Consider the following 14,829-nt stretch of genomic DNA (forward strand, 5'->3'; position numbering starts at 1 on the left):
AGATGCCGCAGGAAGGGGGCGCATGAGATTCCTCTCGGCCATCACCCCGGATTGCTGGGCAGTGGGGGATTGGCCATCACAGACGTCGCCATGCCTGTGCGCTTTGGCAGGGTGCCCAAGGGCTTCAGCATGGGCGGCTCATACCCGGTGGGCGGTCGGGCCTCCGTATCCACCTCGGAGCGATTCGACGCGGGTGGTGCATGAGAGGAGGCCCTATGCAGTGTATTATGCGAGATACTACTATCAGAACGAGCCATGGCAACGGGAGACTGTGATTGAGAACAAATAGGTTGACAACAAACAGAAGAGGGGATTAGCGGCTAACTCCCCTCTGCAGCACGGCTACGGTGCCCGTCACCGCACAACGGTGATGCGCTGGGTTTCGGTGTGGCTCTCGGTCTGCATCCGCAGGAAGTAGGTGCCACTGGCCAGGCCGCCTACGTCGATGGTCTGCTCGGTGCGGCCCTCCGCGTCGGTGTCGACTACGGTTTGCACGCGGCGCCCCAGCATGTCGTAGAGCTGAATGCGCACCGGCTGCTGCTCGGGAACCGCAAACCGCACGGTCGCCTGACTGCGCGCTGGGTTCGGGTACGTGGGGAGCAGCTCGGCCTCGGTCACCTGCCGCGCGATGGTCACCGGTTCGCTAAACGACTCCGTGCCGTCGGTGTCGATCTGCCGCAGGCGGTAGCGGAGACTGTCGGCCGCGTAGGGCAGGTCGGTGTCTTCGAACCGGTAGGACTGCGGCTCATCGGTGGTGCCGGCGCCGTCGAGGGTCGCGATGGTGTGCCACGATTCCCCCGTAGAGACGTCCCACTGGGGCGTCTCTACGGATTCATTCACAGACCCGGCCACACGCTGCACCTCAAACCCGGCGTTGTTCGTTTCCGAGAGGGTCTGCCATTGCACGGTGATGGCCTCATCGCCCGAGCGCTGCGCTTCGAAGCGGGCCAGTTCTACCGGCAAGGCGCCGGTGTTCGGCGCAATCTGCACGACGAACCGTTCGGTTTCCGGATTGGCGCTGAGGCTGCTCACGTCCACCGGGTAATCCATGCCGGGCTCCAACGGCACCGTCTGGTCGTCGCTGGTATCAGAGGTGCCTTGCGTGTCGATCAGTTCCGCGGCCCACGTGTCGGGCAGGTCCCACTCGCGCACCTGAAGCGTGAGCGTGCCATCGGAGGGCAACGCATCGCCTTGAACAGCTACCGGTACCGCCGTAAGGTCCGCGTCTGAGTCTGGGTCTGCAGCGTCCTGTGGCCACGGGCGGCTCTCGACCGCTTTGGCAACGTCGCCGCCGCTCTCGCCTGGGCCCTGTGCGCTGAGCGCTACGGAGGGCGCTTCCAGCGGCGCGAGCTTCGAGGTATCCCATGCGTCCCACCCATCGGTCGCGTTCTCGTGAAAGCGCACCCCAATGGCCTGGTCGGTGGCCACCGGGTCGCCCGACGCGTCAGTCACGACCCCTTTCAGCCACAGCGTGCCCCGCTGCACGCCTTCCGAGGCTGCCGTTGGGCCTTGCATCTCACTGCCGATAAACGGCGCACTGGCATCGGTGCGCCCGCCGGGGTCGAACGTGACCTCTGTGGGTCCAGTGCCGGGAGTGCTCCGCTCGATGAATGCGCCCTGCCACGCGGCCAGCGTCTCGGTTTCTGTGTTTATGATCGCCCATGTGCCGCGGGTCGCGTCATAGACCTGGGCATCTGCCTTGAAGCCGTTGCCCGCCAGGGGACTGCCACCGGTCGGACTGCTGCCGGTGGTGAGCGCTGACAGCTCGTAGTCCGTCGGGTACGGGTTGCCCAAAAGGTGCCAACGCGCGCTCTGCGTGAGATCGTCGCGCACAACCGCGCTGGTGCCGTGGCGCGTAGCGCTGGAGCTCTCATTCAACGAGACAGTGAGCCCACTGGACTCGACCGGGTCGCGGGCGTCGTCTTCGAGGTAGAGCAAGAGGCCATCGCCCAGGCCCAGCGGCGTGCTGGCGTCGGCCGTCGTGTACGCCCCGGTGCCGCCGGTGCTTTCGTCGGGGTCGCTGTCGTCCCATACGGCCATGACGTTCAGGTTGAAGCGCGGGGCGTTGGTGCCCGCGGAGGAGGCCATGCGCACATCGCCCGCCACCGCGCCTGTGTAGGGCACGCTCAGCACGCGCCATCCGGCGTCGTTTTCGGTGCCGTTGGTGCCGGTGATGGTGACGCTGGGGGCAATGGGCAGACCGGGCGTTTCGTAGGCGCCCAGGTTCACGTCGTCGGTGCCGTCCTCGTTGCCGTCTTGGGTGCGCAGGTCGCCGATCAGGTCGGTCGTGACGCCGTCCGGCACCGCGCTGTTGTCGCCGGCGTCGACGGCGGGCGAGTTCTCGGCGATGCGCAGCCCGTCGTCAGCGGTCGCAAAGCGGCCGTCGGGGCCTGCGGGCTGCCCTGCATCCACAAAGAGCGGGTCGGTGTTGAGGTTACCCGGGCCTGCATTCGCGTCGCCGCTGCCTTCCGCATACGTGGCTTCGTCCACAACAGAGTAGGTCACGTCGACCGCGGCGTCAGGGTCACTCACCGACTCGGTCGTCCCGGCCATGCCTCCGTTGCCCCAAAGAATGGAGTTGACGACCTGTAGGGGCGTCCGCCCGCTGTCGTAATACCGGATATCGAACGCGAAGTCCGTTGCGCCAGTGAAGGTCGAGTTGATGAAGACTGGAGATTCGCCGGCGTTGCCGTCATCGAAGGCAATATGATCGGCCCCGTTATCCACAAAGATGCTGTTTGCGATCTCAGCCGCAATGGAGCCTCCATCTCCAAAGAAGTAAAACGCGCCGCCCTGGCTGGTGGCTGCATTGTTGACAAAGGTGGCGTTTGTGATCTGTGGGGCTGCTTCGCCGCTTTCTCCGTAGAAATATATTGCTCCCCCGCGGTTAGCCTCGTTGTTCGTAAAGGTGGCATTTTCGATCTCTGGTTTGCCTGTACCAAAGTTGCCATCAATGTATATCGCACCGCCCGAAGTCTGCGCAATGTTTCCGTCAAAAGTCGCCGACCTGATTACAGGGTTGCTTTCGCCATTGGAGACCTCACCAGCGATCGCTGCACCAAATGTGGCGGAGTTGCTCGTAAAAGTCGAGTTGATGACATGCGGACTGCTCGTCCCCAAGAAGGCATCATTAAAGAGTGCACCGCCCTCTTCGCTCGCCGCATTCTGGCTGAATGTGATGTTTGCCAAGGTTGGGCTGCATTCGTTGCCGGAGCTCCCTCCGTCGCAAAAGATACCGCCGCCCTGACTGTTCGGATCACTACTCTCATTTGCATTCCCTCTCGTTACCGTTACTCCATTCAGTTCGGTGCCTGTCGTAATGTTAGGGGCTGTATTATCGCCGATGCGGTTTCCCCCGTTGAAGACAACAACATGATAGGCGTTATCGGAGGCATCGCCTGTCGTGCCGATATCGCCGGAGAGAATGGTTTCGTTCGCAGCCGGGTCGCGCTCGCTACGGGTGGTTTCGGTGCCGTCGAATCCGCCGTAGATCTGCAGCCCGTCGAGGGCGCCGGTAATCTCAAAGGTCGCCGTGCGCGGTTCGTCTGCATCGAGCGGTTCGCTGGGCAGATAGGTGCCTTCGGCGACCCAGATCTGGTCGTTGGCTGTCGCCGCATCGAGGGCCGCTTGCAGCGTGGCGAAGGCCCCGCTCCAGGACGTGCCCTTGTTCGCGTCGTCGCCCGTCGCGGCATCGACATAGAACGTCAGGGCCAGGTCGGCGCCCCCGCCTTCGTAGGCCCCAAGATCAATGGCGTCGTAGTCGCTGTTTCCGCCCGAGCTCGACCCTTGCACCCGCGAGGCGCCGGTGAGGTCGGTCGTGATTGTGCGCAGCGAGTCGACGGTGCCCGTGCCGCGTGCGACGTTGTTCGGCTGCAGATGCAGACCGTCGTCTGCGGTGCGGTACGTGCCGTCGGGGCCTGCGGGCATGGTCGGCGCGACAAACTTCGGGTCACCCGTCTGGTTGGAGCTGTTGGCGAAGTCCACCGGATCGCCGCCGAAGTCGAGATAGGTGGTGGTGCCGCCGTTGGTTGTGCTGGTGCCTGCGTCTCCGCCTTGCACGAGGGTGTGGGTGAGCAGCGTGGTGCCCTGTGCCTGCGTTGCGATTTCGTCGCCGGTGCCGCCCGAGCTCACTTGGTTATCGTGGAAGAGGCCATTGGTGACCGTGACCGTTGCGCGTGAGTCAGGAAAACGGTCGTTGCCTCCACTATACAACGCGCCTCCTGCATCCTCAGCGGTGTTGCCAGTAAAGGTCACGTTCGTCAGTGTAGTGCGGAGACGGCTTTCACTAAGGTTTACCCTGTTGGCGATAGCCCCGCCTTTCCCTCCAAAGGTATCTCCATCGGGGTTTAGGGACCGGTTGTTGACGAACGCCACATTGGTGAGGCGCGCCCTGGACGCCCCAGCAATATCCCCTGCGCTGATCGCGACCCCTCCTCCATCATTGTTAGAGGCTTCGTTCCCGACGAAGACACTGTTTGTGATGCGAGGCGCATCCAATGCTCCGTCAAGGCGGAGAGCCATACCCCCTCCTCCCACATCCGACCGGTTCCCGGCGATGACGAGGTTGCGGAACTGGGCACTGCAGCCCCCCGAGTCGTCGCTCTCGCATGTGATGCCACCTCCTACGCTCGAGAGAAGATTGTCTTTTCCGGCGGTGATCGTCAGCCCGTCAATCACCGTCTGCGAGGTGATCGGCTGATCACTGGGGCCACTGGACCCTTCCCCATCCAGGACCAGGACCGAGCGATTGGTGCCGACCTGGTCGCTGGCATCCATAATGATGCCGTCCCCATCGGGGTCCACGTCGTCGCGGCCTACATCGCCGCTGAGGATGCTGCGGTGGGTGGTGGGTGCGCGCTGGTCCCAGCGCGTCTCAGAGCCTGAAAACCCGCCGTACAGCTGGATGCCGTCCTGATCTCCTGTAATCCGAAACGCTTCGTCTCCGAGATTCCCATCGGGAAAGTCGGGCGCTTTGTCGGGCGTGTACACGCCTTCAGCAATCCAGAGCTCATCACCAGCCTGGGCTGCGGCGAGCGCATCCTCCAGCTCGTTGAAGGCGGTGCCCCAGGAGGCCCCATCGCCCCCGGGGGCCGCGTCGGTATCCACGTAGACCGGCTCCACCGGACGGCTTCCCGCGTAGGCCCCGAGCGATACCGCACCGTTTGCCCAGGACGCCCCGGTCAGATCTGGGCCGGTAGGCGCCGCCCCGATGCCTGCGCCCACGGCCGGGCTGGTGTCGCGCAGCTGCAAGCCGTCGTCGTCGGTTGCAAAGGCGCCATCGGACCCGGCGGGACTGTTGGGCCGATAGTAGCCAGGCTCATCCTGCTGGTTGGTGCTCTCATCGAACGGCACAGGCTGCCCGGACGCGTTGAGGTACTGGACGGATCCGCCGTCATCAAGCTTCACGTCGTCGGGGCCCCATTGTAGCAGCGAATTCGTCATGGTCATTGACCCGCCATTGAAGACCAGAACAGCCGTTCCATCTCGGGGACCATCGGTCTCAATCGGCGAAGGTCCGGAGACCATGACATTGGTGAGCGTCACGTCATGTGTGGTTACGATTGCCTTTCCGCCTCCCACTCCATTTTGGCCGTCAGATACGGAGTAGTTTTGTTCGAACGTCGTGTTTGTAATCTGTAGATCGAATTGGTCGTAATTGACTGCCCAGAGGCCTCCGCCTTGACGTTTCGCCGCATTGTAGGCAACCAATGATCCAAAAATTTCGGCTTCGGACGCAAGAGCTCTTCCAGAGAAATATCCTCCGAAGTTGATACCGCCCCCAGGTAGGATGTTGGGTTCAGCAGTGTCGTCAACATCGATAATATCGACGACCGTATCGTTACCTACTACCGCCGTGCGGGCAATGCGGGGACTGGTCTCGCCGCCATCAGCCCTGAACAGGATGCCGGCTCCCGTCGCAGCCCGGTTGCCCACTACCCGCAGACGCGACAGAGTTGGGCTGCATTCAGCTCCATCCCCCTGGCAATAGATTCCACCGCCACCGACCTGTGGACCGCTCACGTTTGCCAGTGCGCCTGTCATCGTCAGCCCGTTGAGGACGGTGCCCCGCGTGATGGGCCCGGAGCCGCCCTCTGCGCCACTACGCCCGTCTATGTAGACCACCGTGTAGCTGTTCTCCCCAACGATATGATCGGAGCCGTTGGGCGTGCCCGAAATGCCGTCGCTGTCGGTGGTGGGATTGAACGGGCGGTCGTTTGCGTCAATGTCGCCGGAGAGGACCGTCTCGTTGGCCACCAGGTCGCGGCTGCCCAGTTGGGCATCCACATCTGCAGGACCTGTAAACGACTCGGTTCCACTCCATCCGCCGTAGATCTGGAGGCCGTCCTGGGTGCCGGTAATCCGGAAGCGGTCGCTGCGGTCGGAGCCGGGCGTGTAGGTACCCTCGGCAATCACAATCACATCATTGCCGGTGGCAATGTCCAGCGCGCTGTTCAGGTCAGAGAACGCCGTCTCCCAGCTATCGCCGGGGCCGCCGCCTACATCGGCATCCACGTAAATGATGTCGCCGGACTGCGCCTGCGCAGCGGGTACGCCAACCAGCGGCGTGCAGACAAGTAGGGCGCCGAGGATCATGCCCAGCATCATACCGCAGGAACGAGTCAGGGGCAACAGGCGAGCCAGCCCCTGGGAAAGGAGACGGATGTCCTGAGAGCACACGTTGGAGCCGGGCGTATCAGTGAAGCTGGGCGTATCAGTACGCATACCAAGGAAGTAGTTGTAAAGTGCACATTCGGCCTGCAATGCCTCGGGCCCTGAGCAATGCACGCGATGAAGCAGCGCGGGCGATGAAGCAACGTGCACTTATTCTACCGGATACGCGGCCGTATTGCGTTATCTGAGCGTGTCAATCTGTTGCGTGAGCGTGTCAACCCTGTGTCCCATCAGTGCCAGACGGCCTCTTAGAAGCGCTGAGCGGGGATTTGCGGGTGGTCCCTGTTTTCAGGGGGATATGTCAGGCATTGCCTCCTCCGAGTCCTTCGCATCGCCTGAATCTGTCGTCTCTGAACCTAAATCACGCAGTGTGCGAGTTTTTCGATGGTCCTTTTGGGTTGGGCATCCCCCTTTGTCGCTGCGCGACATTTCCCCCTTCGCGAAGGGGGAAAGGCCCGAACAGCGTGAGGGAATGGGGGATGTCAGGACCGCGCATTCTACCACAAGGCGGCGATCAACAAAGGAGGAAGGAAACCTGCACATGCCGTTAAATCGGTCCGTTCATCCGAGGTGCGCAGCGTGGCTTTTAGGATGCTCAGCTCCAGGCGCGTACGCTGTGAGAGCATGCCAAACGCTGCTGATGACAGGCCGGGTTTGCTGGACGAACTGGGTTCGCTCGTAGTGTTGCCGTTGCCTGTAGGGCGATGGGGGGCCGGCAGGGCTATGCGATGAATGGGCCGGAGGCCTCCTATCTGGATAGGTCGGCTATTCCCTGCTCCCCTGTTCCTTCGATTCTGGCCGATGAAGCTGCTTACTAACCCCTTTTCTGATCTCGATGACCCGCGCGAAGACGGAAACGTCCGCTACCCGCTCTCAAGTGTTCTGCCTCCCAAGCATTCTGGTGATTGCCACACAGATCATAGATCAGAAAGCCAATGGGCACCGCTTTCTTACTTACTCACGTTGAAGGCCAGTCACAAAACGGCCTATAGAGGCGTTCAGGACCACTTTGGAGACCGTTGCTTCATCCTGGGGCGGCGAAGCGCAAGGTAGACTCCGAGGACGCCGCAAAAAGGCCGGCTGGGACAATGCCTACATGAGCAAACTCCTTCACAATAATCCCATGCGTTAGCCCTGGGGGTTGCCGTTCGGATAGGCAAAATCAACCAGAAACGACCCAGACTGTGATCCGCCGGTCGAGTCACGGATCGTGTCTGGGGGCAGCTATCTTCAGACCAACTCGCGTTCGCCTCGACTTCTCTTTTCCAGGCCTATCTTTCAGAAAGGACACGTCAGGACGCAAACTGGACAACCCCGTAGGTGCCTTTCGTCCGCCAATGTTCTTCTTCCTGGTTCAGCCGACGGACCGTGGCGGGCTCAACGCCAACCAGGGTATCGCTCTTGATGGTGCGGAGCGCGAGGAGGGGAGCCGGGAAGGGCCCTGCGGCATCGGCCAGCGTCGCCTCCTCAGGCCAAAGGGCATCGTTGGTGATACGCCGGTAATTCGCGTCGCCTTTGGATATGACCAACTGTGCCCTGCGAAATGGCTTCTCTAAACGCGACGGAATCTCGCGGAGACTGGCGTCGGTGCCCCAGAAGAAGTCGGGCACGATGTGAAGACGTCCTTCTTCAATGCATGCCCGTACCCGACTGGCCAGCCGATCCAGGGGAGCACCGTATTTCTCCATCACGTTGAGCAGCCAGAAGACGTCTTTTCCTAACACGTCGCTCACCAGAATCGGTGCCATCTTGACGTGAAGCGTAACAGTCTGAGCGATGTCTTCCTCCAGCAGTAGCGCCGCCAGCGCAAGGTCAAAGGCTTCCTCGGTACCAGCATTGTCCATAATCACATGGACGTGTCCGGCGGGCCCTTCCATCAGATGATCGACGACCTCAGGGACGTCATTGGACAGCAGGTGTTCGGCCTTTGCGCTCGTCCCCTGCTCCAACACACTCTGCATGCTCAGGTCCATCCGGTTTCCCCAGAGGCAATCCACGAGACGGTGTCCCAGCCGCTCGCGGAGCGTTCCTCCTTTGGTCAGTGCCTCGCCGACGGCGTCTCGCAGTTCGTCCGAGTGGAGTTCCTCTTTCTTGTACGGATGAAAGGGGTCACGCTGCGTGGTCCAGTAGCGGCAGGCCGCCAAAAGCTGACGATAAGCGAATGTTTCTGCAAAAAACCACGTCGTATCCAGCCACGATTCCTCCTCATGCGGCTCGAACCGGCGCGTCCAGAGGTCGTGATCAGGCGCGGGCGGGTCAAAGAGGGTCAGCGGCTCATCGTTCTCAATTGCATCGCGCAGGGCTTGCACGTTATCCTGAATGGCTGTCGGATAGTCTGGATTGCGCACAAGAACCTCTTGGAAGATCCCCGATACACGTTCGGCCATCGACCGACGGGCAAAGGCATTGCTCCCATCGGTGCGGATTGGAGCCGGATAAGGAGGATGGGGCATAAACGTGTGTACTCAGTTCGTAGTATGAAGTGGATAAAAACATCGGGTGAGTCACAAGCCTGCCTCTTGATAGACGGCTGCCTTGATAACACCATCGTCGTAGCGTGACTGCAGCGCGAGGGCTTCCGGGCTTTCACTCAGCGGGAAACGGTGGGTGATAAGCGGGTCGATCGCCACCCGGCCGGACTGTACCATACGAATGGCGCGGGGGTAGACGTGTCCCATTCGCCGCGACCACTTCACAGTTGCCCCCTTTCGTCGGGCGGTGGAGGCCGTAAGGATATGCTCGTTACCTTCGGGGATGCCTACCAGCACCACGTCTCCCCCGATTCGTACGCTGTGTAGAGCGTCCCCGATTCCCTTCGGGTCGTTCGTCGCCTCGATCACCACGTCCACCCCGCGCCCGCTAGTCCACTCCTCGATGGCCGAAAGATCTGTGGCGACCGCGTCGGCCCCAAGGTCAGCAGCCATTTCGGTCCGGTATTCAAGGGGATCGACAACGTAGCACGATCCCGCTCCTACCGCCTGAGCGACCTGAGCGCAGAGGAGCCCGATGGGCCCTGCTCCCAGTACCGCAACCGTGTCCATGACACGGAGCTTGGCGAGGTCCAGGGCGTGAATGGCAACGCCCAGTGGTTCGAGGAGAGCTGTTGTGTCGGCGTCAAACGACTTCGGCACCGGGATAATCTCGTCTGGATACGCCATCAGATACTCGGTGAGGCCGCCACGGTGGGCCTCCACGCCCTTAAACTCGACGTGGGGACACAGATTAGGGTGGCCGCGCTCACACCACTCGCATCTTCTGCAGGGATGCGCCGGGTCGACGGCCACCAGCGTGCCCGCTTCCAAGCCCAGCGTGTCGGCACTCTCGGGCGGTACCTCCGCCGCGATTTCGTGGCCGAGGACAAGGGGGCTGTCCGGTGCGTTGCCGCCCGTGCTGCCTTCGCGGTAGTGATGGAGGTCGCTTCCGCAGATGCCCACGCTCCGCATGCGTAGGCGCACCTGCCCGTTCGCGACGGGCGACGGGACTTCGACTGATTCAACGCGCACGTCGCCAGGCCCGTGCAGCCGCACCGCTCGCATCGTTTCGCTGAAAGCAGTCATCACTGATCTGTTCTCATTAGAAGATGGGTAGCGGTTCAATGGTAAGTGATTGTCATATGGCCGACATCATCGGAGCCAGACAACCCCCTCTGTCTATCGACATCTCCCCCTTGGAAAAGGGGGAGAAACCCAAACGAGTCCGCAGGACGACTCATGGAGCGCAGCGGAATAAAGGGAGAGGGGGTTCGAACAATACAAACCTACATTCTGCGATAGCCTTATCACTTAGCGTCTACCCACTACCAGAAGATGTTGTCTCGCTTCTCTCCACCTCTTGCTCCCTCGCTTCACCTCTCCTGACCGTAGTACGCATTCTCACCGTGCTTGCGCAGATAATGTTTGTCAAGGAGCGTCTGGTCGATCGGCTTGGCGTTCGGGTTGATCGTGTAGGTCTGCATTGCCTTCTGGGCCACCGATTCGAGGACAATGGCATTCTCGACGGCATGCGCCACATCCGCGCCCCATGTGAAAGGGCCGTGGCCTGCCACCAGCACACCTGGGACCTGCGCTGGGGCTATGTCGTCATCACGAAAGCGCTCCACGATGACCGCCCCGGTGTTGTGCTCGTAGTCGGACTGGATCTCGTCTTCCGCCATGCGGCGCGTGACTGGGACTTCGCCGTAGAAGTGATCGGCGTGGGTAGTACCAAGACAGGGAATCGGCTCCGCGGCCTGTGCCCAGCTTACTGCCACGTCGGAGTGGGTGTGTACGACCCCACCAATTGACGGAAACTGTTGGTAGAGGACGCGATGGGTGGGCGTATCAGACGACGGATTGAGGTCGCCCTCCACCCGCTCGCCGGTCTCTATCGACACCAGCGGAATGTCGTCGGGACGCATCGCGTCGTAGTCTACCCCGCTGGGCTTAATGGCGAAGACTCCGGCGTCGCGGTCCACGGCGCTGGCGTTGCCCCAGGTGAGCTCCACGAGGCCGGCCTCCACAATGTCGAGGTTCGCCCGGTAGACCAATTCCTTGAGTTCATGGTGTGCCATGAGTTAACTCCGTACTTTGTCGCGAATATCGAGCAGGGTCTTCATTACGTCGTAGAGGTCGTCCTCCGTGCCCTTCACCCCAAAGGCGTCGTGCACGCGACGGTAGAGGTCATAGAGGCGATCATAAATCTTGCGATGTGCTGGGTCGGGCTCGAAGACTACGTCCTTTGTGCTCGTCATGGCGTCGATGGCCGCATCGAAGTCGGGGTGCCCGCCTGCCACAACGGTCCCGGAGATGGCGGCGCCGAGGGCCGGGGTCTGCGAGCTACTGGAGATGCGGAGGGGCCGCCCCAACACGTCAGCGTAGATCTGCATCACCATCGGGTTCTTGTCCGAAATCCCCCCGCAGTTGACGATGCGTTCAACCTCCACACCGTATTCCTCGTAACGCTCCATGATGACGCGCGCGCCAAAGGCCGTCGACTCGACGAGAGCGCGGTAGATCTCGGCCGGGGTGGTGTGGAGCGTCATTCCCATCAGCATGCCCGTGAGGCGCTGGTCCACCAGCACCGTCCGGTTGCCGTTGTGCCAGTCGAGCCCCAGCAGTCCACTCTCGCCCGGGGCCAGTTCCTTCGCCCCCTCTGTGAGCTCGTCGTGACTCATGCCGTCTGGCTTCACCACGCGCACGAACCAGTCGAAAATGTCACCGACGGCGGACTGTCCGGCCTCCAGGCCGTAATGCTCCGGCATTACCGAGCCCGGGACGATACCACAGAGCCCGGGAATGTCGGCCAAGTCCCGCTCGATGGGGGTAATCATGAGGTCACAGGTGGAGGTCCCAATGATCTTCACCAGCGTATTGGTCTCGATGCCCGCCCCCACTGCGCCCAGGTGTGCGTCGAACGCTCCTACCGCTACGGGAATGCCCGTCGGCAGTCCCAGTCGCTCGCTCCACTCCTCCGTGAGAGTACCGGCTGCCTCAGAGGCGTCGTAGGTCTCCTCAGGAAGCGTCTCCCGTAGTTCCACCAGTCGCTCGTCCAGCTCAGCCAGGAATTCGGCATCTGGGTAGCCTCCCCACTCTTCGTTGTACATCGCCTTGTGGCCCGCTGCGCACACCGAGCGCTTTAGGGTATCGGGATGGTCGGTGCCTGTGAGGACAGCAGGGATCCAGTCGATGTGCTCGATCCAGGTGTGGGCCGCCTCGTATGTCTGTGGCGCTGTGCGCAGGCAGTGCAGAATTTTTGACCAGTACCACTCGGAGCTGTACGTGCCGCCGCACTTCGCCAGATACTCCGGGCGCAGTTTCCGAGCCGTTTCGGTGATCTCCTCCGCCTCGGCGTGGCCGGTGTGGTCTTTCCACAGCCACACATGGGCGCTCAGTTCATCCGAAAACGCATCGTGTAGTGCGAGAGGAGTCCCCTCTTTGTCTACTGGCATCGGTGTTGAGCCCGTTGTGTCGACCCCGATGCCAATCACCTGCTCTCTCGAAAAGGCATCGTGGGTCTCGGCCTCAGCCAGCGCCCGAGCCGTGCTTTTCTCCAACCCTTCCAGGTAGTCTGCCGGGTTCTGGCGGGCGAGGTGAGGGCGATCCGGATCTACCAGTATCCCATTCTTACCGGAAGGGTACTCAAACACACCGGTGCCTATCTCCGTCCCCGTCGCTACGTCTACGACGATGGCACGCACCGATTGCGTTCCGTAATCCAATCCAAGGGCGTAGCGTCCCGTCTCAGCAGTCGAATCCGTCATCGAAATGTGGCTTTCTATTTCGTAGGGTCAGTGTGCTCCTGCTTCCGTGCAAAGTCCGTTCGGACTACGCCTTTACCGTCGTGGGGGCCGGCGCCGTAGAGGCGCGTACTGTCATCTTTGGCTCCAGATTGACCACCTCTGGGGTGTGGTCGCCCTCCGACTCGATGTGGCGTAGCAGCACCTCCACCGCCGTTTGGCCCATTTCCTCGGTGGGCACTCCTATCGTGGTGAGAGGCACTGGTGCGTACTCGCAGATCTCAATGTTGTCAAAGCCCGCCACCGACACCTCCTCTGGCACGCTTACCTCCAATTCGCGGAGAGCACGGAGCAGTCCGATAGCCACGAGGTCGTTATAGCAGGTGACCGCTGTGGGCCAGTCCGCCCGGTCCGTCTCCTGGAAGTACGTCATACCGGTCTCGTACCCGTCTCGGAGGTGTGCTCCAGCCCGTACCACGTAGTCCTCACTATAGACGAGCCCCGACTCGAAGAACGTGCGCCGGAAGCCTTGAACTCGCTCTTCGCTGTGCATCGAGTACTCGGGACCAGAAAAGTGGATGATGTCCTCGTGACCTCGATCAATCAGATACGTGGTCAGTTCCTGGGCGGCCTCTACGTTGTCGATGTCAACCAGACTCGCTTTGAGCCCATGTACCTCCTCCAGCAACACAAACGGAATGTTGCGCCGCTTGAGTTCGAAAAGGTGGGACAGGTCCGCTTCCCGGTCCAGCAGCGGGTTGATAATGATGCCGTCGACATCCTTCTCTACAAACAACTCCACGATCCCGCGCTCTGTCTCTCGGCGGCCCTCGGAGCTGGACAGCATAATCTCATAGCCCTCTTCCTCAGCCTTTTTCTGGACGCCCACCGTCACATCCGCGAAGTAAGGGTTGTGGATCTCTTTCACCACGAGCCCGATGCTGCTCCGCGTTCCCTTCTGAAGGCGGCGCTGAGCCGACGCATTCGGGCGGTAATTGAGCGCCTCGACGGCTTTGAGCACCGTCTTCCGCGTGCTCTCGCTCACCTTCCCCTTGTCGTTCATCACATTGGAGACGGTGGCGCTCGATACTCCTGCTCGCTCCGCTACATCTTTGATTGTGGTTTTAGATCCCATCGCGAATAGATGTTGTTTAGTTAATCGCTTCACCGCCATGGAAGACTTAACCTCTCCAGAAGGTCCATTCGGTGCAGGCAATTGCCAGCGAAGACGGTGTAGCGGTATCAACTTGCACTCACGGTCGTGCGGGTCTCTTTGTACGCCTCCCAGTCTTCAAGAAAGCGCTCCAGACCTCGGTCCGTAAGCGGATGGTCCAGAAGCGACGTGAGCGTTCCGAATGGCATCGTGGCCACATCTGCTCCCGCGAGCGCCGACCGCTTCACGTGCGTTGGGTGTCGGATCGACGCCGCCAGGATCTCGGTGTCCAGCGCTTCATAGTTGTCATAGATCTGGCGGATCTCCTCGATCAGCCCCATCCCGTCGGAACTGATGTCATCGATTCGACCGATGAACGGGCTGATATAGTCTGCTCCTGCCTTCGCTGCCAAAAGCGCCTGCGTCGGCGAGAAGCACAGTGTGCAGTTCGTCCGGATTCCCTCCTGGTCGAGCGCCCGCAGAGCTTTGATTCCTGCCTTGATCAGGGGAATCTTTACCACCACGTTCTCGTGGAGAGGCGCCAACTGATGGGCCTCCTCCATCATACCCTCGAAGTCGGTGGCCGTCACCTCTGCGGACACGTCGTTTCCTTCTCCCACAATCTCGCAAATGCGAACGACATGGTCATGAAAGTCGATGTTGCCCTCAGCTTTAACCAGCGAGGGGTTGGTCGTCACCCCGTCGAGGATGCCCATATCCGCTGCTTCGCGTATCTCCTCAAGGTTGGCTGTGTCTACAAAAAACTTCATGGCTCTGTTGCTAATTGGGG

The 14,829-nt window shown here is 61.2% G+C and carries 8 protein-coding genes; all 8 read right to left on the reverse strand.

The features are described 5' to 3' along the window. Window positions 1–41 precede the first annotated feature (41 nt). The 8 genes from CRI93_RS15030 to fsa all read right to left on the reverse strand — a co-directional run bounded on the left by CRI93_RS15030 (window position 42) and on the right by fsa (window position 14,809). A complete protein-coding gene (locus tag CRI93_RS15030) occupies window positions 42–257 on the reverse strand; it encodes a hypothetical protein (protein WP_141491535.1) in 216 nt (71 codons plus the stop codon). Window positions 258–354: 97 nt separating this feature from the next. Continuing rightward, on the reverse strand, window positions 355–6,723 hold the full coding sequence (locus CRI93_RS02850) for a T9SS type A sorting domain-containing protein (protein WP_098061109.1): 6,369 nt from the start codon (window positions 6,721–6,723) through the stop codon (window positions 355–357). A gap of 1,241 nt (window positions 6,724–7,964) precedes the next feature. Beyond that, window positions 7,965–9,125: an ARMT1-like domain-containing protein gene (locus CRI93_RS02855; RefSeq protein ID WP_098061110.1), complete on the reverse strand. Its 1,161-nt coding sequence runs from the start codon at window positions 9,123–9,125 to the stop codon at window positions 7,965–7,967. Window positions 9,126–9,176: 51 nt separating this feature from the next. Further along, on the reverse strand, window positions 9,177–10,229 hold the full coding sequence (locus CRI93_RS02860) for a zinc-dependent alcohol dehydrogenase (protein ID WP_217992490.1): 1,053 nt from the start codon (window positions 10,227–10,229) through the stop codon (window positions 9,177–9,179). A 287-nt stretch (window positions 10,230–10,516) separates the two neighbouring features. Next, window positions 10,517–11,221 carry an L-ribulose-5-phosphate 4-epimerase gene (locus CRI93_RS02865; RefSeq protein ID WP_098061112.1) on the reverse strand — a complete coding sequence of 235 codons (705 nt, stop codon included), beginning with the start codon at window positions 11,219–11,221 and terminating at the stop codon, window positions 10,517–10,519. A 3-nt stretch (window positions 11,222–11,224) separates the two neighbouring features. Continuing rightward, complete coding sequence (locus CRI93_RS02870; RefSeq protein WP_098061113.1) at window positions 11,225–12,910, reverse strand: ribulokinase; 1,686 nt, start codon at window positions 12,908–12,910, stop codon at window positions 11,225–11,227. 64 nt (window positions 12,911–12,974) lie between these two features. Continuing rightward, entirely contained in the window at window positions 12,975–14,021 is a 1,047-nt protein-coding gene (locus CRI93_RS02875; RefSeq protein ID WP_098061300.1) for a LacI family DNA-binding transcriptional regulator, read from the reverse strand. 107 nt (window positions 14,022–14,128) lie between these two features. After that, on the reverse strand, window positions 14,129–14,809 hold the full coding sequence (gene fsa, locus CRI93_RS02880; protein ID WP_098061114.1) for a fructose-6-phosphate aldolase: 681 nt from the start codon (window positions 14,807–14,809) through the stop codon (window positions 14,129–14,131). Window positions 14,810–14,829: the final 20 nt, after the last annotated feature.

Source organism: Longimonas halophila, assembly GCF_002554705.1.
GTDB classification, from domain to species: domain Bacteria; phylum Bacteroidota; class Rhodothermia; order Rhodothermales; family Salinibacteraceae; genus Longimonas; species Longimonas halophila.

Excerpts from the sequence above, each read along its gene's own strand:
- CRI93_RS15030 (WP_141491535.1), bottom strand. The coding sequence starts at position 257 with ATGGCTCGTTCTGATAGTAGTATCTCGCATAATACACTGCATAGGGCC.
- CRI93_RS02850 (WP_098061109.1), bottom strand. The coding sequence starts at position 6,723 with ATGCGTACTGATACGCCCAGCTTCACTGATACGCCCGGCTCCAACGTG.
- CRI93_RS02855 (WP_098061110.1), bottom strand. The coding sequence starts at position 9,125 with ATGCCCCATCCTCCTTATCCGGCTCCAATCCGCACCGATGGGAGCAAT.
- CRI93_RS02860 (WP_217992490.1), bottom strand. The coding sequence starts at position 10,229 with ATGACTGCTTTCAGCGAAACGATGCGAGCGGTGCGGCTGCACGGGCCT.
- CRI93_RS02865 (WP_098061112.1), bottom strand. The coding sequence starts at position 11,221 with ATGGCACACCATGAACTCAAGGAATTGGTCTACCGGGCGAACCTCGAC.
- CRI93_RS02870 (WP_098061113.1), bottom strand. The coding sequence starts at position 12,910 with ATGACGGATTCGACTGCTGAGACGGGACGCTACGCCCTTGGATTGGAT.
- CRI93_RS02875 (WP_098061300.1), bottom strand. The coding sequence starts at position 14,021 with ATGGGATCTAAAACCACAATCAAAGATGTAGCGGAGCGAGCAGGAGTA.
- fsa (WP_098061114.1), bottom strand. The coding sequence starts at position 14,809 with ATGAAGTTTTTTGTAGACACAGCCAACCTTGAGGAGATACGCGAAGCA.